23 protein-coding genes are annotated in these 24112 nt (G+C 39.3%); 5 read left to right on the forward strand and 18 right to left on the reverse strand.

Features of this window, described 5'->3' with window-relative positions; translation table 11 throughout:
- The 5 genes from GSQ74_RS17585 to GSQ74_RS17605 all read right to left on the reverse strand — a co-directional run bounded on the left by GSQ74_RS17585 (window position 1) and on the right by GSQ74_RS17605 (window position 4238).
- Window positions 1-1047, reverse strand: a complete 1047-nt coding sequence (locus tag GSQ74_RS17585) for a YcxB family protein (protein ID WP_158995532.1) — start codon at window positions 1045-1047, stop codon at window positions 1-3.
- 93 nt (window positions 1048-1140) lie between these two features.
- Complete coding sequence (locus GSQ74_RS17590; protein ID WP_158995533.1) at window positions 1141-1890, reverse strand: LytTR family DNA-binding domain-containing protein; 750 nt, start codon at window positions 1888-1890, stop codon at window positions 1141-1143.
- On the reverse strand, window positions 1887-2921 hold the full coding sequence (locus GSQ74_RS17595) for a sensor histidine kinase (protein ID WP_254060914.1): 1035 nt from the start codon (window positions 2919-2921) through the stop codon (window positions 1887-1889). The genes GSQ74_RS17590 and GSQ74_RS17595 overlap by 4 nt, the downstream gene beginning before the upstream one ends.
- A 23-nt stretch (window positions 2922-2944) precedes the next feature.
- Window positions 2945-3826, reverse strand: a complete 882-nt coding sequence (locus tag GSQ74_RS17600; RefSeq protein WP_158995534.1) for a LiaF domain-containing protein — start codon at window positions 3824-3826, stop codon at window positions 2945-2947.
- Between the two features lie 13 nt (window positions 3827-3839).
- Window positions 3840-4238 carry a hypothetical protein gene (locus GSQ74_RS17605; RefSeq protein WP_158995535.1) on the reverse strand — a complete coding sequence of 133 codons (399 nt, stop codon included), beginning with the start codon at window positions 4236-4238 and terminating at the stop codon, window positions 3840-3842.
- A 188-nt stretch (window positions 4239-4426) separates the two neighbouring features.
- Here GSQ74_RS17605 and GSQ74_RS17610 point away from each other — a divergent pair, with 188 nt between their 5' ends.
- Entirely contained in the window at window positions 4427-5590 is a 1164-nt protein-coding gene (locus GSQ74_RS17610) for a hypothetical protein (protein ID WP_158995536.1), read from the forward strand.
- Here GSQ74_RS17610 and GSQ74_RS17615 read toward each other — a convergent pair whose 3' ends face one another.
- The 3 genes from GSQ74_RS17615 to GSQ74_RS17625 all read right to left on the reverse strand — a co-directional run bounded on the left by GSQ74_RS17615 (window position 5591) and on the right by GSQ74_RS17625 (window position 8007).
- Complete coding sequence (locus GSQ74_RS17615; RefSeq protein ID WP_158995537.1) at window positions 5591-6628, reverse strand: agmatine/peptidylarginine deiminase; 1038 nt, start codon at window positions 6626-6628, stop codon at window positions 5591-5593.
- A 76-nt stretch (window positions 6629-6704) separates the two neighbouring features.
- The gene (locus GSQ74_RS17620; protein ID WP_158995538.1) at window positions 6705-7085 is read right to left on the reverse strand and encodes a GxxExxY protein; all 381 of its coding nucleotides are present in this window, start codon (window positions 7083-7085) and stop codon (window positions 6705-6707) included.
- A 52-nt stretch (window positions 7086-7137) separates the two neighbouring features.
- Window positions 7138-8007 (reverse strand): carbon-nitrogen hydrolase, encoded by an 870-nt coding sequence (locus GSQ74_RS17625; RefSeq protein ID WP_158995539.1) that lies wholly within the window; start codon window positions 8005-8007, stop codon window positions 7138-7140.
- Between the two features lie 184 nt (window positions 8008-8191).
- Between GSQ74_RS17625 and GSQ74_RS17630 the strand changes: the two genes are divergently transcribed.
- The 3 genes from GSQ74_RS17630 to GSQ74_RS17640 all read left to right on the forward strand — a co-directional run bounded on the left by GSQ74_RS17630 (window position 8192) and on the right by GSQ74_RS17640 (window position 13216).
- The gene (locus GSQ74_RS17630) at window positions 8192-10600 is read left to right on the forward strand and encodes a TIM-barrel domain-containing protein (protein ID WP_158995540.1); all 2409 of its coding nucleotides are present in this window, start codon (window positions 8192-8194) and stop codon (window positions 10598-10600) included.
- A gap of 112 nt (window positions 10601-10712) precedes the next feature.
- A complete protein-coding gene (locus GSQ74_RS17635) occupies window positions 10713-11675 on the forward strand; it encodes a lipid A deacylase LpxR family protein (RefSeq protein ID WP_158995541.1) in 963 nt (320 codons plus the stop codon).
- A gap of 59 nt (window positions 11676-11734) precedes the next feature.
- Window positions 11735-13216, forward strand: a complete 1482-nt coding sequence (locus GSQ74_RS17640; protein WP_158995542.1) for a lipopolysaccharide assembly protein LapB — start codon at window positions 11735-11737, stop codon at window positions 13214-13216.
- Here the strand turns inward: GSQ74_RS17640 and GSQ74_RS17645 are convergent.
- From GSQ74_RS17645 to GSQ74_RS17680, 8 genes are all read right to left on the reverse strand, one after another.
- Window positions 13213-13875, reverse strand: coding sequence for a 1-acyl-sn-glycerol-3-phosphate acyltransferase (locus GSQ74_RS17645; RefSeq protein WP_158995543.1), 663 nt, complete (start codon window positions 13873-13875; stop codon window positions 13213-13215). The genes GSQ74_RS17640 and GSQ74_RS17645 overlap by 4 nt on opposite strands.
- Window positions 13872-14693 (reverse strand): alpha/beta fold hydrolase, encoded by an 822-nt coding sequence (locus GSQ74_RS17650; protein WP_158995544.1) that lies wholly within the window; start codon window positions 14691-14693, stop codon window positions 13872-13874. The genes GSQ74_RS17645 and GSQ74_RS17650 overlap by 4 nt, the downstream gene beginning before the upstream one ends.
- 6 nt (window positions 14694-14699) lie before the next feature.
- A complete protein-coding gene (locus tag GSQ74_RS17655) occupies window positions 14700-15101 on the reverse strand; it encodes a holo-ACP synthase (protein ID WP_158995545.1) in 402 nt (133 codons plus the stop codon).
- Entirely contained in the window at window positions 15091-15903 is an 813-nt protein-coding gene (locus GSQ74_RS17660; protein ID WP_158995546.1) for an enoyl-ACP reductase, read from the reverse strand. Before GSQ74_RS17660 ends, GSQ74_RS17655 begins: the two co-directional genes overlap by 11 nt.
- 89 nt (window positions 15904-15992) lie before the next feature.
- Window positions 15993-17342, reverse strand: a complete 1350-nt coding sequence (locus GSQ74_RS17665; RefSeq protein WP_158995547.1) for a beta-ketoacyl synthase — start codon at window positions 17340-17342, stop codon at window positions 15993-15995.
- Window positions 17343-17344: 2 nt separating this feature from the next.
- A complete protein-coding gene (locus GSQ74_RS17670; protein WP_158995548.1) occupies window positions 17345-17611 on the reverse strand; it encodes an acyl carrier protein in 267 nt (88 codons plus the stop codon).
- 7 nt (window positions 17612-17618) lie between these two features.
- Window positions 17619-18200 carry a hypothetical protein gene (locus GSQ74_RS17675; protein WP_158995549.1) on the reverse strand — a complete coding sequence of 194 codons (582 nt, stop codon included), beginning with the start codon at window positions 18198-18200 and terminating at the stop codon, window positions 17619-17621.
- The gene (locus tag GSQ74_RS17680; RefSeq protein WP_158995550.1) at window positions 18201-18923 is read right to left on the reverse strand and encodes an SDR family oxidoreductase; all 723 of its coding nucleotides are present in this window, start codon (window positions 18921-18923) and stop codon (window positions 18201-18203) included.
- 394 nt (window positions 18924-19317) lie between these two features.
- Between GSQ74_RS17680 and GSQ74_RS17685 the strand changes: the two genes are divergently transcribed.
- Window positions 19318-20598 (forward strand): zinc dependent phospholipase C family protein, encoded by a 1281-nt coding sequence (locus GSQ74_RS17685; RefSeq protein WP_158995551.1) that lies wholly within the window; start codon window positions 19318-19320, stop codon window positions 20596-20598.
- Here the strand turns inward: GSQ74_RS17685 and GSQ74_RS17690 are convergent, their stop codons facing one another.
- Together GSQ74_RS17690 and GSQ74_RS17695 are read right to left on the reverse strand one after the other, a co-directional pair.
- Complete coding sequence (locus tag GSQ74_RS17690) at window positions 20599-21939, reverse strand: sensor histidine kinase KdpD (RefSeq protein ID WP_216846774.1); 1341 nt, start codon at window positions 21937-21939, stop codon at window positions 20599-20601. It lies immediately after the preceding gene.
- Window positions 21940-22093: 154 nt separating this feature from the next.
- Window positions 22094-24037: an alpha-amylase family glycosyl hydrolase gene (locus GSQ74_RS17695; RefSeq protein ID WP_158995553.1), complete on the reverse strand. Its 1944-nt coding sequence runs from the start codon at window positions 24035-24037 to the stop codon at window positions 22094-22096.
- Window positions 24038-24112: the final 75 nt, after the last annotated feature.

The following is a 24112-nucleotide window of genomic DNA, read 5'->3' on the forward strand; positions in this document are numbered from 1 at the left end:
TTACTTTCTGTTAATTATTAAGCCGATTTTACTGGTGTCGATTTTTAACGAGGGATAAATGTCATCGGCGGAGTTGGGGATTGTATCAATTCCAGATGAAAATAATGTGTATTTCTTTCCTATTCTGTGGTAGTTGAAAAGAGTGTTTTTGCATTCACTTAAAGATAATATTGGATCATTTATAATTACCATTTCTCCCTTTACATCTATTTGTTTTAAACTATCAGGGTATACTCCATTTTGTAGCTTGTAAAACTCTATTTGTTTCACAAGATCATTCAATTCATACTTGTCACCAGCTGCAAAGTTTTTTATGGAGCTCTTACTATGAAGATCATTGCTTTTAATAAAATATACAGTAACTAAAATTCCAATTGCTCCAATAAATATCACCCATTTATCCCTGTATTGAAAAATTCCAAACATAATCATACCAAAGCCTATTAATGCTCCAACTAATGGAATTAAACATAGAATCCCAATTAGATATCGAGGCTTAATTGACTTAATTGAACGATGTGATTTATTGATGAAAAAATTGGGAGTGCCAATATTGATTTTTGATTGAACTGAATTTATAAACTCAGAAACTTCATTTTTAGAGGAAAACCATCTTTCCGAAAGGAGTAGGCCTTCTTTGCTTTTGGTAGAAATAAATATAAATTGGTCAGTTAGTTTTATAGATATTATGTCATCCCATGTTCTTAATATTGATGTCCCTGATGTCTTTCCTTCAGTTTTTATTCCATCATCTGTAAGAGTTACTATTCTCGGTTCGGCATAGTTTGGTTTGGTTTTTATGGATTGATCTATCTTATTAGTGAATTTCCATAACGGGAGGAAATATGAAAATGTAGATATGAAAATCAAAATGACAGCGATTATAATTAAAGATACATACCAATTGTATTTGCTATCATAAAGAAAATACAGCAAAAATGCTAACATCAATAACATGAAAAGAATTGATTTTTTAAATCGCTCTTTCAAGATCGTTTTAAAGTAATCGACAAAATCCTTTTTACTGTTTTGATATTCAATTTGCATTATAGCTTAGGTATAGATAATTTACTTTATAAATGCTAACCATGCTACGAGTTTGCCGCGCTATCGCTCGCAATGACATGGTGGGGAATATAATTATATCCCCAAAACCCCTTTCAGCTTCACATAGCCTGATTTGCTAACGGGTATTTTGGCGCCGGATTTTAGGATGGCGAGGTGGCTGTCTTTTTCGTATGGGTCGATGCGGGTGATTTGTTGGATGGCGATTATGTAGGAGCGGTGTACGCGTACAAAATAGCGTGGGTCGAGCATTTGCTCGAAGAAGTTCATGGTTTTGTTTTTGAGGTAGGAGCCTTCCTGGGTGAAAACGCTTACGTAGTCGTCATCGGCCTGCAAATACTGTACATCCTGAACCGGGATGATCTTTACCTTGGTGCCGGTTTTTACTACGATACGCTCATGCTGGGCAGGGGATGAGGCCACGGCATCCAGTAGTTCTTCTGTTTTTTTGGTTTGTTGGGCAGGGGTTGGTGATTGCGCCAGGTATTTTTCGATGGCTTTGTTGAAACGGTCCTTGCTGAATGGTTTTAAAAGGTAATCAACCGCATGGGCTTCGAATGCTTTGATGGCATATTCGTCAAACGCGGTAGTGAATATTACCGAAGGGGATTGCTCCACCAGTTCCAGCATTTCGAAGCCGTTTATTTTGGGCATTTGTACGTCCAAGAATATCAGGTCGGGTTGGTGCTGTTGGATGGCCTTTAGTCCCTCGAAACCATCGTTGCATTCCTGCAGAACCTCAATCTGATCGGTGAATTGCTGCAAATATTCCAGCACTACCATGCGTGCTAATGGTTCGTCGTCAATAACTAAGGCGCGTTTCATATTACCTGCGGAATTTTAATAATGGTTGTAAATATATTATCATTTTGATGTGTTTCCATCAAATCGTTTCTCGCAAACAATAAATATAATCGGCGTTGCACACCACGTAAGCCAAAGCCTGTTCCTTTTGGGCGGGATGTTTGTGGGTCGTAAGGGTTTTGCACCATTACCACCAGGTTATTGCCGTCAATTTCACCGCGGATGCTTACAGTTACTTTTTCTGTGGTATCGTATAATCCGAATTTAATGGCATTCTCCACCAAAGGCTGTAATAGCATGGATGGGAGCAGGGCTTCGCCGCAATGCTTGTCGCAACTGATCTCCGTATCTAATCGGTGGCCGAACCTTACTTTTTCAATATCTAGATACAAATTCAAATGCTGTAACTCATCGCTTAAAGGCACTAAAAGCTGGTCGTCCTTTTTCAATGTTCCGCGTAAAAAGTCGGATAGTTGATGAATCATCCTTCGGGCTTCATCAGGCTTAAAACCTATCAGTGCGTTAATGGAGTTTAGGCTATTAAATAAAAAGTGCGGTTGTAATTGTTGACGTAAGTTGTATAACTCCGCATCGCGGGCCAGTTTTTCAGCTTCGGAGCGGCGTTTTTCGGTTTCCTTGTGATCCAGTTGCGAATACCAAAGCATACTGATCATCGCCATCCAACCTATGGCTAGAAAGTTAGTACAAAAACGTATGGTTAAGGAGTTGGCTATAAAATTCATGTACGCCTGACTGGAGCTGAGGTAGGGGATAATCCCGCGAAAGCCAGCGGTACAAATGCCTGCAAGAACCATGCACCACATCAGCAAATTCATATAACTGCCTTTGCCCGGTTGGTAATAGCGCAGGTTATTATTGATAAGCCAGCAGGCAGCGGCAAGCAATATGGAATTTACAATACCATCGGTTAAGGCTATGTACCAAATAAAACCAAAACTATGTACAATGTAAGTTAGTAGCCCGGCCCATATAAGGCCGCAGGCTACGAACAAACTGTAGAGTTTAGATGGTGATAATTGTGGTGTAACCAAAACTTTGTTTCTTTTATCAGTAATTAATAACTGCGAACATCAACCCCAGCGAAAATAGATACGCCTTTCAATACTAATATCTTGTCATTGTCGAGTACGCCCCTGTTAATACGCTTGTCGTCCACACTGGCAAAAACAGCAGCCAGATCTGACACTACCTGCCAGTTTGATGGTACGATAATTTTAGTGCCGCCAAATATTTGGGTAATGTCAATCACTACACGGCCCTGTATATCAGCCTGCGTAAAATCCAGTTCGGCACCACCGAATACGTTTACAATTTCGCCGCCCTTGAAGTTTTTGGAGAGGATAGTTTTTTTAACCCCGCCAAAAATAGATACAGCATCCAGGTAATCATCGCCCCTATAAGCGCCCTGGTTGGTTGAACTTGAACTGCCGCCAACCGGTGGTATTGTTGTACTTGAACTTTGGGTGCCTGCATTTTCGGCAGTAACCGGTTCAACAGGCGTTACTGGGGTAATTATAGGTTCGAAAGGTTGATTATAGCCTTGTTTCCTGGCCCATTTTTCGTCCCATTTTCGTCCCCATTTTTCCTGATTAAAACTTTGGTTACGTTTGGTGATTAGCCATATGCCAAATGCTATAATTGCTAACGGCCATATTAAATGATGCATATTATGGCCCGGAAATATATCATCTGATAAAAATACCAAGCCAATAAGCACCATTATAAACCAACCTGAATTGCGGAAGTTGTGCCTTGCACCTGCGTAAAGACCCCATATAATAAGCCATGACGGCCAGGAGAATAACCAGTTAGGGATAAAAAAGAAATCTAATTGTTGAAACAGAAACCCTATACCCAAAATCAGCAACAGCAACCCTACCAGTACTTTTCCGTTGCCCGGGCTTTTTTGATTTTGATTTTCTATATCGATACTCATGATCTATATCTTATTAAATATTGTTGTCAAACCTGTGAAATTCAGTGTCGCTGCGTTTTTCCCATTTCTGGCCGTTCCATTTTTGGTCGTGCCTGGCAAGCATGTTTACACCAACTGCAACCAATACTAATGGCCATAGCGCAGCTACACCTAACGAAGGTATAATATTAGGCAATAAAAACAGAACACCAATGCCTGTTATTAAAATCCAGTTTGATTTTTTGAAATTATGCTTTGCACCGATGGCTAAACCGACAATTATCATGATCATCGGCCAGCTAAAAAGAAAGTGTGGGAATAAAAAGAAACCAATATGCTTAGTTAAAATTGCTAAGCCGATAAATAGCAGGGCGAAACCAGCTATTGTATTTTTATTGTATTTATGTTGGGTGTTGTTAAGTTGACTATCCATGATATTTATGTTTTAAATGATAGATCAAATGTACAGCGATAACATACGCCGCCCTATGGTATATAGGTGGTGTGATTGAAGAAGTCGGTGAAAGGGGTAGAGAAGTCGGTGAAAAAGTTTGTGGGGAAAGGATTGGATGTTGGTAATTGAGAGATAAATTATATTTTAGGGGTGATTAAACTTATCATATGGAATACGAATACACAACATCTACCGGTTATAAAATATTTTACGGCATACTGGCTGTTGGTTTAGTTGCCTTTACCGTATTTGTGCCCTTATCAAGTAAAAATGGCGATTATGGTAGTAATCCGTCATTGATTATAGTCCCGCTATTAGGGATTATAGGAGCAGTGTTGATTATTATAAACCTTATAAAAAGAAAGATAGTAATAACAGACTATAGTATTAAACGCATAAATGTATGGGGGAGTAATGAAATTGTTATTAAGGATATTAAAGGATTTAGAATTGGAGAGAAGGCAATCTTTATTTATCCTTTTGATGAGCATGCCTCTAAATTGTCAATAAAAGATGCCATAAGCATAGGTGATAAAAAAGGATTTATAAACTGGCTAAATGAAAATTTTAAAGACTTGAATAAAGAAGAATTTGAGGCGGCAAAATCGGAAATATTAAAAGATTCAAGTTTGGGTGTTACACAGGAAGACAGGGAAATAAAATACAATAATAATAGAAAGTATACCGTATGGTACTCTATGGCAGGTTTACTATTGTTTTTCCTTGTGACTTACCTTCATACTGATAACCGCATTTTGTGTGTTGTATTATTGGTATACCCATTAGTGGGAATAGCGATGATGGTTTACAGTAATGGACTGATAAGGTTATTTGCAAAAAAGAATAGTGCTTACCTATCAATTTTTATAGGCCTTTTACTCCCCGCATTTGCACTGGTAGTACAATCTTTAATAAACACCAAATTTTTAAATTTCGATAATTTATGGTTACCTGCGGCGTTGGCCGCAATTGGTGCTTTTAGTATTGTGTTTTTTGTAACGATAAAAAAGTCGAAAGAGAATCTTTTAGCTCAGGCATGTTTTGCCTTGATATTTGCTGTAGCTTATGGTTTTGGAGCAGCTTCGGCAATTAATTGTGATTTTGATCAGGCAAAACCTAAGGTATATACTGTAAAAGTGATTGACCATTATGTTACACATGGTAAATCGACCTCATATCACATTATCATTAACGAATGGAGAGATGGTTATTCGTCGGAGAATATTACAGTTTCAGAATCATTCTACGACAATGCAACTGTAGGTTCAACAGTGAATGTTAATTTAAAACCGGGACTTTTAAATATTCCCTGGTACTACGTTACTGAATAATTACACCGCCGGTTCCTGCTGACTTAAACAATGAAAACTGCCTAATCCCCAAATAATATCGGTAGAATCAATGCCTACTACTTTTCTGTCCGGAAAACATTTTTGCAGGATCTCAAGTGCCCTTGCATCGTTATCGCAACGGAAAGTTGGTACTACAACGACTGCATTGGCAATGTAAAAATTAGCATAAGATGCCGGTAAGCGCTGACCCTCATAAATAAGCGGCGTTGGCATTGGCAGCTCCACTATATTTAATGGCTTGTCATTTAGCAGACGCATGGTTTTAAGTGTTTCCAGGTTTTCTTGTAGGATGTGGTAGTTCTCGTCGTTTGGATCTTCTTCAACTACGGTAACCACGGTATCTTCGTTTATAAAGCGAGTAATATCATCAATGTGGCCATCGGTGTCATCACCTATTATACCATCGCCTAACCAAAGGATTTGTTCGGCACCATAATAGTTTTTTAGGTAATCCTCTATTTGTTCTTTCGTGAGATGCGGGTTGCGATTCTCGTTTAGTAAACAAGCAGTTGTAGTCAGGATAGTTCCTTTTCCGTTAAAATCAACTGAACCACCTTCCATCACAATACCCGGGTTAAATACGGGGATTCCAAAATGTTCACCTATTTTGGTTGGGATCACATCATCCAGATCATAGGGCGGATATTTGTTACCCCATGCGTTGTAATTCCAATCTACAATTACCTTTTCTTTTGTTTCAGAATTGATCAAAAACGCGGGTCCGTGGTCGCGGCACCAGGCATCATTGGTTGGGAACTCATAAAACTCAATCTTGCTCAAGTCTGCACCAACCGCAATCAATTGCTTCTTGGCAAAAGCTGCCATTTGCTCATCCTTAACATTGATGCGCACTAACTCACCTTCGGCTACTACCTTTATGAATTCCGCATAGCGGCTATAAATCTTGTCGATTTTGCCCGGCCATGATTCTTCCTTGTGCGGCCAGCTAAGCCAGGTGGCGGTGTGTGGTGCCCATTCGGCAGGGAAGGAAAAGCCTTTAGGTGGAGTCTGAACCATGATTTGCTTGATTTGAGGATTGCTTGATTTTGTATACTGTCTGAACCATGATTTGTTTGATTCAGGGATTTCTTGATTATAGATTAAACTGTTTGTTGTTGTGAACTCGTTTGAATTGGAGACTTTTTGAACCGAAATTAATTAGCAACCCTATTTCCATTTTATAAGCTTCAACGTAGTTCATGGCTTGTGCTAAGTGAACTTCTTCTAAGGATATTAATGCTTTTAATTCAACCATTACCACGTCTTCAACAAAAAAGTCTACCCGTCTTGTTCCGATGTCTTCGCCATCATAGAATATGGTCATTTCCATTTCTCTGGCATAACTTAAACCAGCTTTTCTGAATTCAATTTCTAATGCTCGTTGATAAATAACTTCCTGAAAACCGTTGCCTAAAGTGCCATGAACTTTCATAGCGCAGCCAATAATTTTTTCAGTAAGCTCTTTATACTTCATTTTAAAGAAATCAGGAAATCAAAAAATCAAGCGAATCAAGGTTCAGACAAATTTAATCTTCGTCTATTAAACGTTTTGTTATCGGCTGATATGAATCAATCCTTCTGTCCCGTAAAAACGGCCAGTGACTACGATAGTAATCAGATTTGTTAAGGTCAAGATCTTGTATGATGATTTCTTCATTGTCATGTGATGCCTGATACAACAATTTGCCGAACGGATTGGCTACAAATGATCCACCCCAAAAATCAACACCGGCTTCGTGACCTACACGATTTACACTTACCACGTGTACGCCATTGGCAACAGCGTGTGAACGTTGTATGGTTTGCCATGCGTCGTATTGCTCTTTATTGGTGGCTTCGTCTTGCGTGGTTGCCCAGCCTATAGCGGTTGGGTAGAATAATATTTCGGCACCCATTAAAGCAGTGATACGGGCAGCTTCGGGGTACCATTGGTCCCAGCAGATTAGCACACCAATGGTGGCATATTTGGTTTTGAAGACCTTATAGCCTAAATCGCCGGGGGTGAAGTAAAATTTCTCATAAAAACCGGGATCATCCGGTATATGCATTTTACGGTACTTGCCTAGGTAAGCACCGTCGGCATCTAAAACAGCAGTTGTGTTATGGTATACACCTTTAGCGCGTTTTTCAAATAATGATGCGATGATCACCACATTCAGTTCGGCAGCTAAGGATGAAAGTGTATCAGTTGAAGGGCCGGGGATAGCTTCGGCTAAAGCAAAGTTGTCGTAATTTTCCTCGTCGCAAAAATATAGCGAGGTAAATAGCTCCTGTAAGCAAACTATTTGGGCACCTTGTTGGGCGGCTTCGCGTACTTTGCTTACTGCTTTTTGTAAATTCTGCTCTTTGTTGGCAGTACAGCTCATTTGCACTAAACCTACTTTTACATTACTCATGCCGCAAAATTAATATTATTGAATGGATTAGCCGATTTTAGTTTTTGATTTCACAGATTGATGACATGAAATTAAAATTGCAGACCATTAAATATTGATCTTCAAAAATCTTATAATACATTTGTTTCTTCGTTGTTAAAATATAAACCAACAGTTTGAACATTTAATATTACCGTCTATAGTTATGATATCAGCTCATCTACCTATTAAAATAATTACTCGCAGCATGTTGGTGTTGCTTACTTTATCAGTGCTTGCACCGACTTTTTCTTTCGCTCAGACCGGGAACGATTTCATAAGTAGTACATACAATGGCAAGAATCTGATAATCAATACGAAAAATGGGTATATCGAAATAACGCCTTATACTGCCGATGTAATTAATGTTACCTATAAACATCAACTGAGCGATGTTGTAAAAAGCTATTCAACCGTTGGGGAGCCAACCGGCGTTAAGGCGGTTTATATAAATGGTAAGAGCTTTGCGGGTATCAAAACTTCAGCTTTAAAAGTGCTGGTTGATAAAGGAGATCTGTCGGTTAGTTTTATTGATAATCAAAATCATTTATTGTCCAAAGCATTCAACTATGCCAAAACAGGAGATAGTTCTGCTGTTAGTTTTAAATCTGATGGTAAAGAGGCCTTCTATGGTGGTGGGTCAAAAGCTATTTATCTGAACAGACGAGGTACCGTATTGCAAAATAACAACCAGGCACATTACGACTATTCATTCGGGCAAACGGATATCAATATTTCTATTCCTTTTATGGTATCGAACCGTGGCTATGGTTTGTATCTGGATAACGCAGCCGAAAGTAGTTTTGATGTTTGTAAAATGGATGCTAAAGTGTTAGGCTACAAAACAACATCGGGTTTGGTTAGCTTTTATTTTGTGGGTGGACAAAATATGGATGCGATATTGAAGAATTATACATTTTTAACGGGCCGCCAGCCATTGCCACCTCGCTGGTCGATGGGATATATTTCATCAAGATATGGCTATAAATCGGAGCGCGAGATTACTAATGTAGTAAATAAAACCCGTGCAGCAGGCATACCGATTGACGCGGTAGTTTTCGATTTGTACTGGTACAAAGCGGCTGAGTTTATGGGTAACTATAACTGGGCACCTGATAGTTTCCCTGATCCTAAACGTATGCTGGCTAATTTGTTGAAGAACCATATTAAAGTGGTTACCATCAGCGAAACTTATATCACCAAGAAATCAGAAAATTATAAATCGGCTGTAGATCAACATTTATTCGCGACTGATATTACTAAAAAGGGCTCTCCTTATTTTTTCGAGAAATTTTGGGCAGGGCCTTCAAGTTTGTTGGATGTTTTTAAACCATCGGCACAACAATTTTACTGGAATTTTTACAAGGCACGCATAAAAGAAGGCACAGCAGGCTGGTGGTTTGACCTGGGTGAACCGGAGGTAAATAGCGATAGTTTGGTTTATACCGCGGGCACTAATAAACAGGTACACAATGCCTATGCTTTAACCTGGGCCAAATTTGCTTTTGATGGATACCGGAAAGATTTCCCGGAGAGCAGGATTTTGTTATTGCCACGGTCGGGCTTTGCGGGGATGCAGCGATATTCCACCTTCCCATGGTCGGGCGATATTGACCGTTCGTTCGCGGGGTTGAAAGCACAAATCCCTATTATTATCAGCATGGGCTTAAATGGTGTGGGCTATATGCACTCAGATGCAGGCGGATTTACGAGTGGAGATGACAAGCCAAATAAAGACCCGGAATTATATTCGCGCTGGCTGGAGTTTGCCGCATTTACCCCGGTAATGCGTACCCACGCAGGAGCGGTACATTATTCGCCTGAACCTATTTATTGGGATGATACCACTCGTTTGCGGGTAACAAAATTTATTAAGCTCAGGTATGCGATGTTACCTTATAATTATACACTGGCTTATAAAAATACTACTACAGGCAGGCCATTAGTATTGGGAGTAAATTATTTTGAGCCGGAAGATCAACGTCTATCCAATATTAATGATGAATATTTATGGGGGGATGAAATGCTCGTTGCGCCGGTTATTGTAAAAGGGCAAACCACTAAAAAGGTATTATTCCCGAAAGGGGAGTGGATAGGGTTTAACGACCATAAATCGTATAAAGACTCAGCCGATGTTTACGCGCCTATCGATAGCCTGCCTTTGTTTGTTAAAGCAGGAAGCATCATCCCAATGGCAGGCTCTTATACCTATACCGAGCAGTACGATGGTAAATCAATTATATTGAAATATTACATGGGTAAATCATCGGCTACCACAACATCGCAATGGTTTTATGATGATGGTAAAGATCCCAACTCGTTGAAAAATGGCAAATGCGATCTTGTTAATTTTACAACCAGCGGAAAGGGTAAAACGCATACTATAACTATTGCGCCGAAGCATCTTATCAGCAGAACAAAAAACTTTAAATTAATTATCGCGGACGAGCAATTTGAGTCCGTATCATTCTCAAATAAAACCGCTTATGCTATAGCGGTTAATGCCAATGGCGATAAGGAAATTGATTTTAAATGGAACGGAAGGCCTTTAGTACTATCTGTTAAAACCCTGTAATTGGGTAAAATAAATACGAGGTATTTCATCATTTTGTAAATATGCCGGTTGGCTAAAACAAATTACCACTATTGAATATTATAGTTTGATTATAATTGCACAATATTTACAGATGATGAAACCCCTACGTGTTCTTTTAATTTTGTTATTTAGTTTTTTAAGTTTTGAAACCCTGCATGCACAGGAGTATAGAAATCAATTTACTATTGAGGCCGATAACGACCAATACATTAACCCTAACCACGACAGGTATTATACCGATGGCACTATATTAACTTTCACTCACGCTACTCGCCACGCAGATACTGGTAACCTGGTAAAAAAGATAGTGGAGTACCAGTTGGGTCAACAATTGTATAACCCCAGCACAGCGCATATCTATAAACCTAGTTTATTCGACAGGCCATTTACCGGCTACTTGTTTGGAAGTGTTGCGTTTAATTGGTTGTATAAAGATGAAAGTGCTTTTAAATTTACCGCTCAATTAGGAACCATCGGGCCAAACTCATTAGGGGAACCTATACAAACCTGGTTTCACAAATTTTTTAAATTATACCCGGTTGGACCCTGGTATAAATACGGCATACAAAAAAGTGAGTTGGGTCTTAATCTTAACTTAGATTACAAAAAGCTTTTATACCGCAACGATGGCGGTTGGTTTGATGTATCAATGGATCCTGATGCGCAACTGGGTAATACCTTTACCTATGTAGATGCAGGTATGCAATTGCGATTAGGAAACTTAGGCAAGTTTTTTGATTCGGAAATAACCAATAGCCGGGTATCAAGTGTTGATAAGGGGCCGCAGAAACATGAGTTCTATCTTTTTACCGAACCACAGTTTAGTTATGTCGCTTATAACGCAACTATAGAAGGCGGATTATTTACGCATGAAACAGGGCCAACTTTTGGCATATACCATATTGTTTATATCCAGCAAATAGGGTTGGAGTATGCCTCAGCAAGATGGTCGGCTAGCTATGTCGCGTTTATTAAAACCAGGGAGGTTAAAAGTACCGCGCTTGGCGACCAATGGGCGGCCATAAGTCTCGCCTATCGCTTTGGTAAAATATAACATGGCAAAATAAATTATTATCTTCACTAAAAGCAAGGCACCGTCTGGACTGAAACTTGATGAATTACAAGCATATTCTATTAATTATAGCTCTTTTAAGCTGCCGGTTAACGGCAAGCGCCAATTATGTTTTTGATGCACGTTGCATGCAGGCTTATAAGGCCGTTTTTGAATTGAGATTGAATGATGCCTGTGCACTTATCCAACAGGAAAAACAACAGAGCCCGCAAAACGGAATTTCCATTTTATTGGATAATTATGTTGACTATATGAGTCTTTTGGCTTCTGATAGCAAGGCAGATTATAAACGGTTGATTGATCTTAAATCGAGTAGGCTGGATGCACTGGAAGCTAATGAGGAAAACTCACCCTATTATCTTTATTCGCAAGCGGAGGTTTACTTACAATGGGGCTTGATCAAAGGAAAGTTTGGCGATTATATGTCGTCCGCAAGCGATCTGAAAAAAGCCCGGAGTCTTCTGGAGGATAATGCTGCTAAATACCCCGATTTTTTACCGAATCAAAAATGTTTGGCGTTGATAAACGTAGTTTTTGGCGCTTTGCCATCGAACTTAAAAAGTGTAGCCCGCTTTTTAGGAATGGGCGGTAATATTGAAGCTGGTGTTGGAGAGCTTGAGAAACTCCGCACCCAGGTGCAAGGAACCCGGTATGGTTTTTACAAAGAGGAGATCGTTTTCTTTTTATGCTACATGAATACCGATGTATTACATAAAAAGGATAATTATGCCAAGCTTACGGCTTACCTAAGTGATTTGGATAGTAAAAGCATGCTTCGCATTTATTTGCAGGGCTATGTGGCCGCTAAAACCGGGCATAATGATGATGCTATTGCCAATTTGCAAGCCTTACCCAAATCGAGCCAATACGTTGAGTTACCTATTGCTGATTATTTGCTAGGCTGCGCAAAGTTGTGCCGTATGGATACGGATTCATACACCTACTTTTTAAAATACATCAGTGAATATAAGGGCGTAAATTATATAAAAGACTCCTACCTTAAAATAGCTTATTATTATTTATTAAGGAATGATGAGGCAAAGTATAACTATTACCTAAAACTGGTACGAAGCAGAGGATATACTGTTGATGAGAAAGATCAGCAGGCACTTAAAGAAGCGAACGATGCGAGACCGGATAATGATTTACTAAGAGCCAGGTTTTACTTCGATGGCGGCTATTATACCAAAGCCCTTGCGGAACTGCAAGACAAAAAAGAAGCAGACTTAAAACTACTGCGTGATAAGATAGAATTAAACTACCGCCTGGGCCGTGTATACCAGATGCTGAATAAATATAATGAGGCTATTGCGAGTTACACCAAAGCGATCAATATTGGGCGATCATCAAATTACTATTTCGCGGCGAATGCGGCATTGTGCATTGGTAATATTTACGAGTATATTAAGGATTATAACCTTGCGGCTAATTACTATAACCAGGCCTTATCCATGAAGCATCATGAATACCAAAACAGTATTGATACGCAGGCTAAAGAAGGATTAGAAAGAATGCACCGTTAAAGATCGTACTTGATCGGTTCATCGGTAAAGCGGATATTGTTTTCGATGGTTTTGATGTGAAAATGATTCACTTTTAGCTTCAAGGCTTCGAAATCAAAATCGTGGTTGGTGCCACAATCCAGCATGGTAGTGGTGATGGTTGGATTTAAACTCTCGAAGTATTCAACCATGGTAGTAGACCAGATTAGTTGACAGTCGCCCTTTATTTGTGGGACGATTTCATACAAACCCTCATCAAATTTAATGTAACGGATGTAGCATGTTTCCAGGTTTCCTTGCGGATAAAATAACAGCAGGTTTCCGGGTTCAGATAAAACCTCGGCAGCGTAATCAAAGCTTTCCTTGATTGATCTTTTACCCGGTTCAATAGAGAAACTGCCCATGTAACGCATCCATTTGTTCTTCTCCATCTGCTTTTTTACCGACATGATATAAAGCTTCTTCATACCCTTATTCAGAAAAACCCTGTTACATACATAAAAAGCCCAAAAGCCATCCCAAAAACTAAAATGGTTGCACATGAGTATATAGGAGTGACCGGGTTTTAACTTTACGGCATTAATTTCCAACCGTTTTGTACGTGTACGGAATACGGCAGCGGCAATCAGTCCCAGTATCCTGAAAAGAAAGTGTGGTAATGGTTTCGCTTTAATAATCATAATAATAAACCGGATAATGCTGCAATGAATTCCTCGCCGATCATTTCATGATCCTGGTCCAGAATTACAACTTCAGCTTTTTTTAGCTTCGCGAAGAATGCTTTGCCAATTTTAGGCGGATACATAATATCGCGTTTGCCAAATATAAATATGCTCCTGATGTTTTGCCCAGTTAAAGTTTGTATTAATTTATCCTCATCGGTTTCCAGCAAACGCAGATAGGTGAAGCAGGCATAAAAATTAAAGCGCAGTTCGGGCGTATCGATCTCTTTGTATAAAATGTTACGGCCTACATCATCAACCAAACCCAACCATTTGCTTACGTTTAGCATGTTAATTAATGCTTTCTGGCTTTGGGTGAGTTTTTCCAATATCCTGTTACCCATTTTATTCTTCACAAAAAAACGAACCAGTTTTCCCGGTTCAATACTGGAGGGTGCAGAGATGATGTATTCATCAACCCGGTCTCCTAATTCTTCTACTACAGCAGTGGCATAATGCGAACCCATGGAATAGCCCAATAGGGAAAAACGGTCTATCTGCTCATGCGTACAAAATTCAACTATAAGTTTGCCGAAATCCTGTTTAGTGATGGGCTGTTTGATGTCAGCAAGACTTTGCTGATGTAGCTTAGTCTCTTTATGAAAAAAAAGGTCGAACCCAATAAAAGTATATTTTTCACCTAAGGCATGCTCCAGCTTTAAAAACTGTTTACCATGCATACCATAACCGTGAAAACATAGCATGATTTGTGCCCCCTTACCAAATTTGTAGTAATGGAGTTTAACCAGGTCGTTTTCAAAGTAATGGTCGGTCAATGCGTGTTATGGGTTGATTTCTATTAATGCCAAAGCCCAAATATACTCCCCGTCGTGGGATATTGTTAAGCTGATATTGAACTTGTTTGGCTTTTTGTGTAAGATAACATGCGGACGGCCTTGCGGTTTTTCGCGCAGGATCTCTATTTTTTTGAATGGGATGGAAGACGCGTCTATTTGCTTAATTGCTTTGTAAACTGCTTCCTTTGCTGCCCAGGTTGATGCGTACCTAAGCATTGCATCATCAAACTGATCGCAATAAGCGATTTCTTCTTGGGTGTAGATCTTCTTTTTGAAGAGATCGTTGAACGATGCGGTAAAATCAGGCAGGAAAACAAGGTCGTTGCCGACTGCGAATTTTTGGTCGAGAGCTAAATCTTTGATCGATTGTAATAGCTTATTCTCCATCTACTGCAAGGCCCATAATATTAAATCCGCCATCAACATAATGGATATTACCTGTAACTTTTTTGGATAGATCGGAGAAGTAATATAACGCCGTATCACCCACATCACCAGCCTCAATATTACCCAACGGAGCGGTAAATTTACCCATCTTGCGTAGCTTACGAACACCAAATATCACACCCGAGGAAGTGGTCATCACCAAGCCTGCTGAGATTGCATTAACGCGTACTTTTTTATCTCTAAAGTAACTTGCTAGGTACATCATGATGTTTTCTAAAGCAGCTTTATTAATGGCCATACCTGCATATTGCGGGAATACCCTTTGCGATGCATTGTAAGTAAGCGTTAATATAGATGCGTTAGGTGCCAATAGTTTTTCAGCAACTCTGGCTACTCTTAATAACGAGTAGGCACTGATATTAAAGGAGTCCATGAAATCCTCAAAAGGGATATCGATATAAGAAGAAGCAACTTCTTTACTGCCGGGGATGGTGTAACACATCACCGCCTGGTTGCCGAATGCTACGCCATGCAACAAGTAATCAATGGGGCCTAAGCCATCATATACGGTTTGCAGGAAAGTTTTGATCTGCTCCTCGTTGCGTACATCAACCTCGGCGGCGTATTGGGCCTCCATGCCCATTTTATCCATCAGATATAAAACGTCATCCTTGGTATCGGCAACATAGCTTAGCGCTACTTTACAACCCGACTGACTAAGCTTTAAAGCCACATCATAAGCAATGGAGCTATCATTTCTGACGCCGAATATTACTGCAACTTTGTTTTTATTATCGATCATGGATATTATTCTCTATGTCATTGCTTCGTACCTCGTAATGACATTAAGACTTACGAAGCTTTTAAAGCTTCGCAAGTCTGTTCTCTATATTAATTATCTCTTGATATAGCCATGGCGCTATTAGTACCGCCGAAGCCATAGTTTAAACAAACTATCTGGTTTATCTCTTTGCTTATAGTTTCCTGGGGGATCAAATCTCTGTACGCTGCTGCAGGTTTCATTGAACCTTCCCATCCTTCTTTTTTCTGGAAATTTTCCAGCTCCGGATTTAAGTTTTCAGAGTTTATAGAGCCCGGAACCTGTTGATTTTTGAGCATGAGCAATGCTGTAATAAATTCTACAGAGCCTGCCGCACCAAGCATATGTCCAAACTGAGATTTAGGTGCGGAAATATGGTATCCGCTTTCACCAAGCGTATCCACAACGCTAATCAGTTCCAATATATCACCTACCGGTGTGGCGGTGCCATGTACTTTAACTACGTCCGGTTTAATATTTGCTTCTGCTGACAAGCCTTTCCATAATCTTCTCTGTCCACCATATGATGGGTAGAACATATCGCCATCCCCATCGGAATTGTTGAAATACTCATCTATCACGGCTAAAATATTAGCGCCGCGAGCCTTTGCCATTTCATACTCTTCCAAAGCTACTATGCCCGCTCCGAATGAACATACAAAGCCATTTCGCTTCACATCAAAAGGGCGAGAGCTTTCAGCAGGACTAAAACCTTTACTCAAAACTTGCATGGCATCAAAACCAATAAAAGTTTCCAGCGATGTACCTTCAACGCCACCGGCAATAGCACGATCCTGCAATCCGAATTTTATTAAGCGGTAAGCATAACCAATATTTCCTAAACCTGTTGCACAGGCCGAAACAATAGACTCGCATACGCCACGATTTTTAATAAGACAGGATACGTTTGCAGCTTCGCGATACGACATAGCCCTATCAACCATGTGTGAGCCGGCATGACGGGATTTTTTGCCTAATTCAAAAAAGGCATGCCAGGCATTACGCATAATAACGTTGCCACCACCACCTGAAGCAATTACAACCCCGGTTTTTTCTGATTGGGTCTCTTCCCTGGTCCAACCGGCCATTTCAATAGAATCCAAGCTGCCCATCATTGCCCAAACGCAGCCTAGGTCGGCTGTAGCCATGTTAACATCCGGTATACGCCCGCTTGTATCTACAAATGTTTCGGGCCACTCATAGCCGTCAACAAGGTATATTGGTTCGATGCCGAGATCGTCATCATTGATAAAGCCTGATACTTTTGACCGTATTTGCTTGTCGCGCTCGGCAGCTTTTGGCCACTCTCTTATTAAGCTTTGACCGGAAAATATTTTCTGGTCAAAAACATTGATGCTAGCGCAATCCGGGAAAGCGCCACCCATACCTACAACTGCTACTTTTCTGCCTTGTACCTGCATAATCAGGAATCTTGTCTTGCTTTTGCCTTTATAATCAGGTCAACAATATCTTTAACTTTTGAGCCTAATTCGTCAATATCTTCATCTTCAAACTCAACGTCAAATTTTTGCTCAACCTTAGCCGCGATATTTATTAACTCGGTTGATGGAGTGTTCATATCCGTTAAAAAATCAGTCTCTTCGGTCACGTGCTCCAATTTGGCCGGGTCAACCGTTCTAACTGTTCTTAATACTTCAATCAATCCATCAATTATTTCCTGTCTTTCCATTATAGTGTTATTGTAGTTTTTCAAACATCTCTTTTTTTATTCCCCTGCCGGTGATGTCAAATAGTTCGGCAATCAGCACAAATCCTTCTCCTATGTCGTAATTTTTTAAACGCTCTTCGTCATAATCCCTGAAGTATTCATCCAGATCAAGTCCTTTTGGTGCGCGGTAAATTCTTCCTTCACAAACCATTTGGCGCCATTTGTAAAACTTGATAAATCCAATGTTAACAAATGTTTGACCCTTTTCCAAATACGAGTGGAAAAACACATTGCCCAAGCTGATGAACGTAGGGATCAATAATTTTGACAACTCCTCCGGTACCATATCCTGTTTCTTTGACTCCAAAAATGTAGCTGCCGCAACTACCGTGGCCTGCGCGAATGATTCGATCATATCCACCCCGCGAAATATGTCAAAGTGGTCTTCCACATCGTGCGCGTTAGGCGTGTAACTGGCAACAACACCAACTTTAGCTTTGTGCCAATGAAAGGCACTTACCAAACGCTTTTTAGGGCCGTGTATCAACCAGTTTTCGGGCAATTCGCCTACCAGGTTATCTTTAATTTGTGAAGTATCAGTTATCCCCATTTAAATTAATCCACCGTTAATGTGAATATTTGTACCATTTATATATGATGCTTTGTCCGAAACTAAAAAAGCAACGGCCTCAGCCACATCATCAACCTTACCAAACCTTTTGGCAGGTATCATATCCAAGTATTTATCTTTTATAGCATCAGGTATGGTATCCGTCATATCCGTTTGGATAAAACCCGGTGATACACTTAATACCCTTATTGTATGTTCCTGGTTTAAAGCCGCAGCCTCCTGTGCTAATGAGCGCGAAAGAGCCGCCAGCCCAGCTTTTGTTGCCGCGTAAACCGACTGGAACGCGTTACCCGTTTCGCCAACAACCGAACTTATGTTTATGATCACACCGCTTTGGTTTAAACCAAAAATTTTCATGGCGGTTTTACAAATCATAATAGGTGCGCGCAAATTTACATTTAGCATGGCATCTATTTCTTTGTCAGGTTGATAATTCAACGGTTTATCAAATGTAACTCCAGCATTATTAATCACCCCATATAATGAATCGCCGTGCTGTTTTTTAAGTTGCTTACAAAATTCGGTTACCGCTTCGCTATTGCTAAAATCTGCACATAAAAGCTCACTGCCGGGTATAATTTCGGTAAAACTATCTTTATTGGAGGCGTGCAGAATTAGGGTGTAATCAGCTGATAACTTTTTTGCTATAGCCAGTCCTAAACCCCTGCTGGCCCCGGTTATCAGTATCTTCTTTTTTGTCATGTAGCGATGTCGGCAATAAGTTGAATTTATATTTCGGCAAAAATATTATAATTAATGTGATTGGCTAAATAATAATGCCTGCCTTTTGTTTATATGTACTGTAACAATAGCTAAAGGTAATGGTTTTTATAAAATAATACCACTTGGTATATAATAATGATTTTTAAGTGACCTTAATGCTTTTAAACAGACCAGTGCAAGTTACATAGTTTCCACAATTTGCGAGTAGGGCAGTGGTTGTAAAATAGTCATCAAATCGCCGCCTATTGAGGTTAATTGGTTGTAACAAAACTGATATGGCAAATCTGAAAACATTTTGAGTTTTAAATGATTATATCCTTGTTATAACCCCAATTACATGCAGCAGCTAAGTTTAAATAAGTGTCTTTTGGTAATGGCTCTTGTTTTTTTATTTTATCCATTAAAATCAAAAGCATATTCTGTTTTAACACACGAGGCGGTAATTGATGCCAGTTGGGAGCCAACAATACGTCCATTATTAAAGCAAAGATTCCCTATGGCTACCGATAGCGAGTTACGTGTAGCCCATTCATATGCCTACGGTGGGTGTCTTGTTGCCGATATGGGCTATTGCCCTTTTGGAAGCGCATATTTTACTAACCTTGCCCATTATGTTTGTACCGGCGATTTTGTAACTGCTTTAATTGATGAAGCCCATACGCTTAATGAATATGCTTTCGCGATAGGCGCAATTAGCCATTATATGGCTGACAAATATGGGCACTCTATGGCTACTAATTATGTTGTGCCATTGGTTTATCCCAAATTACAAAAGAAGTATGGGAATATAGTTACTTATGATCAAAACCCTTTAGCACATAGTCGTACCGAATTATCCTTTGATGTATTACAGGTGGCCAGGGGCAATTATGTAACACAAAGCTACCATGATTTTATCGGATTTAATGTTGCCACTCCTTTATTAGAACGTGCCTTTTTAAAAGTTTACGGGCAAGACCTTAATGATGTGTTTGGTGATTTTAATACAGCCTTGGGTACTTTTAGGTGGGCTGTTAAAAGTTTAATGCCATCAGTAGCAAGAGCGGCATGGGTATTAAAGCGGGATGATATTAAAAAAATGAATCCCAGTGTTCGAAGCCGTAATTTTCATTATAGCATGCGTAGGCGGGAATATAAACTTGAATTTGGAAAGAAGCGCCAAAAACCTAATTTTAAGGATGATCACCTGGCTTTTTTAATTAGCATTTTGCCCAAAATAGGCCCCTTTAAAACATTGAAATTTAAAGACCCGGGTATCGAAGGCGAAAAATTATTTATAAAAAGTTTTGATGCCGTTTTGCTTAATTACTCAATAGCATTGAAACAGTTACATGATGGTACACTGGTATTACCAAATATTAATTTTGATACCGGTAACCCTACTAAGATTGGTGATTATCCATTAGCTGATGAAACTTACAACGAAATGCTTGTTAAATTACAGGATAAAAAGTTTAGCGATCTTAGCGCCAAGCTAAAAAACAATATCGTTTCATTTTATAATAGTGCCGATACCTCATTAGTAGTTAAAGAAAATCCCGGCGAGTGGAAGAAAACTTATGCTGTATTGCAAAATATTAAACAAGTACAACCTGTAATGCTTGATAGCCTGAAAAACTCGAAAGGTGTTAATTATAAAATGATAACACAATAACTACATGGCTTGTAATTGTGGTAGTTTAATGGTAAACGTAGTGCCTGAATCGGGGGCGCTGCTTACTTCAATATTGCCATCGTGTTTTTTAACAATTTGCTGCACAATGCTTAGGCCCAGGCCAACAGAGGCTTCGCCACGAATGCCGTTGCGGCGGGCTTTTGAAAAACGATCGAAAATATAAGGTAACATTTCATCGGGGATGCCTATGCCATAATCGCGCACCTTGATAAAAATATCATTATTTGTTTGCGATAGCGATACATCAATATTGCCTTCGGGTTTAGAGAATTTAATGGCATTTATAATCAGGTTATCCATTACACGCTGCATTTTTTCTTTATGAATTTTAGCATACAGCGGTTTGCCTGCATTTTGGTAGATTATATTTACCTGCCCTTTTTTGTTTTTTAACCATTCTTCAATAATCATCGATAAAAAATCACCGAGTTCGGTTTTTTCCAGATCGAAACGATTGTGTATTTCGTTTTGCGCGGTTTCAAGCAGGTCGTGAATAATAGATGTAGCCTTATCGCAGGCATTTTTTATCATCTCAATATTTTCATGATAATCATCAGCGGTGCTGTCGTCCATTTCCATTAACATGGTAACCGACTTAATAATTGCTAAGGGATTTCTGAGGTCGTGAGCTACTATACCCAATATTTCATTTTTAGCATTGCTGGCATTTTCTATTTCAATATTTTTTTCCTCGATGGCTTTTATTTTGAAAAAGTTATCGGCCCGGTATGAAAATATATACCTTGATATGCAAAAGAAAACAGTAAGAAGAAGGGCTGAGGCCAGATTATTTAAAACCAACTCATTAATAACAGATTGATAGAACGGCACCATAAAGCTAAAAATAAGCCCGGTTGCTAATACAATTATTATGGTTTCAAAGTATTCAAACGTGTAAAATGTACCTACAATTACCAACCCAACCATATAAGGTAACATGGTATTGCGAGGATTGTACATGCTGAAGAATGTTACCCGCATTGAATTAATAATTACAAACAGAGCAAATGCAAATACAAATAATTGCACCCACTTTAAGTAGCGTTCTTTGGTCGAAAATCGTTTAATTAGTTGTAAGCTTATTAAATAAATGCAAGGCGTTACAATTAACGATATCCGATTGGCTATATCATATTCGTTTATATGATGTAAAGTTTGGTTGGAGAGGTGGTAAAAAGAAAATAAGAATCTGATGACCAGCGTAAATATGAAGTATATTAAGCTTATGGTTTTTACGGTTCGTAAATTTTGAAGTGTGTAATAGGAACGGAAAGCAAACCTGCCACTTGTATCGGTTCTGCTAAAAAAATAGATCCTCATTACTGTTTAATTACTGGGCCATCGCTAAGATAAAATAAATATAGTATTATATTAAATTTACTTGTGAGGTAATGTATTATTTTGCAAACAATAATTTAATAATTAAAAAGGCTTCTTTACACTTAATAAAGAAGCCTTTTTAATTATTGTTTAATTACTGTTTTAGCGCTACATTACTGTAAACATGATATTCGCCGGAGGCAAGTGTCATGCTCATGCTTGTTGATGTAACATTGTAGGTTGCACCTGTAAGATTATCAATCCAGGTGCCGGTAGCAGGGAAGGTAACTACAGTGGTATTTGATACTACATCGAAGTTACCTACTACTTCAACATCGGCGGTTGGGTCAAGTAATTGTATAACCTTTACCGCGCCTGCTAAACTATAAGTGAAGTTAGTAGTGGCAAAAACAGGGTTCTTGATTTTCATATTTATCATTTTTTGATAAATGCTGTATAAATGCAAGCGGTTGGGGTCGGTGTTGTATGTCCAGTTAAATGGTTTATCTATCGTATTATCATTGGGATCTGAGCTTATACTTACATCATAGCCGAGTTCACCGCCTTGCCAAACCATTTTTGGGCCTGGGGATGAAAACATAAATGCCGCGCCCATTTCATCGCGTTTTAAACCAGTAGGTATATCTTTTATGTTGTAACTTCCTGAACTGTTGCCATAGGCTTCGTTTTTAAACTGCAAACGTTCCTGATCGTGGCTTTCAAAGTAGGCAACTAAGCCATAAGGCGACGTGCCAGTGGCGGGAAACCCATACTGATCATAAAATAATCCTGAAATATCCCAACTCGGATTAGTTGGATAACCCATTGTAGCCTGTTCGCCGGGAGAGCTTAAATTTGTCCAGCACATCATGCCTTGGCTGGCATATTGAGCCTCCTCCTGATTGGCAGAAAACATTTCCAGTATCACATAAAAATTAGGATTTAAGCTTTTCATGTAAGTGTTATATTTAGTCCATAAAGCAACACGTGTTCCATCATAAGCAGCCCATGCAGCCTCGGTAGAACTGTTTGATGTTGAACCTGAATTTATCTGTGTATAACCTTTTGCCTCGTCAAACCTGTAGCCATCAATATGATATTCCTGCATCCAGTATTTCATTACATTTTCTGTAAAGTACTGTGTTGTTGCTAATGAATGATTCAGTTGCCAGCCAACCGCATCGGGATGCATGTTTTGTTGATCAAACCAGGGGTTACTGGCTGACGGCCCAGCGCTTGCAGCCGTTGAAGTGGCATACATCTGAACCATTGGTGACGAGCCGAATTGATCTTCCAATACAATATCTTGTATTACTGCTATTCCTCGTTGATGGCAGGCATCAACAAAGGCTTTATAAGCATTAGGTGTGCCATAATATTTATCAAGCGCGAACATGAAGTTTGAGTTATATCCCCATGAATCATTGCCCTCAAATTCGTTTATTGGCATTAATTCAATCGCGTTTACCCCAAGCCTTGCTATATAGTTAAGTGTATCGGTTAAAGTTTGATAACTATGTGTAGCAACAAAATCGCGTACGAGCAATTCATAAACAACCAGGTTTTTTTGTGCCGGAGGGATAAAGGACGTTACTTGCCAGCTATAAGCAGGGTCGTTATAATAAAAGTCAGTTACCTCGCCTGTTGTTTTACCGGTAGGATACGATTTTAAATTAGGGTATACAGTGGTTGGTATACTTGGGTCGTTAACCGGATCAAGTACTTTATGACTATAGGGATCGGCTACTTTTAATGAACCATCGATATAATATTGATAACTATACTCGATACTTGGGTCAAGATTATCAATTTGCACCCACCAGCGTGTGCCATCGGTAGTTTTTGTCATGGCAGTGGGTGTCCAGTTGTTAAAGTCACCTATAACAGCAACTGATGTTTTACCGGGTGCATACAAGTTGAATATTACCGATTTACCTGAATTAATAAATGTTACGCCATCACCTGCACCCGAAGGAATGGAGGTTGATGTAACAGTGGTAGTCTTTCCGGTATCGTTCCCGGAATTGGGCGATTTTTTACAGGAGGTAAAACTGATAAGCAATATCCCCAACAGTACTAAGTACACGTTCTTATTCATAATAAATTTATTTACAGTTTGTTAATTGGTTTTAAATGAAACGTTTATCTTAAAGAAACAATATAAATCAACCCA

The sequence above is a fragment of the Mucilaginibacter sp. L196 genome, assembly GCF_009765905.1.
In the GTDB taxonomy this organism is placed as follows: domain Bacteria; phylum Bacteroidota; class Bacteroidia; order Sphingobacteriales; family Sphingobacteriaceae; genus Mucilaginibacter.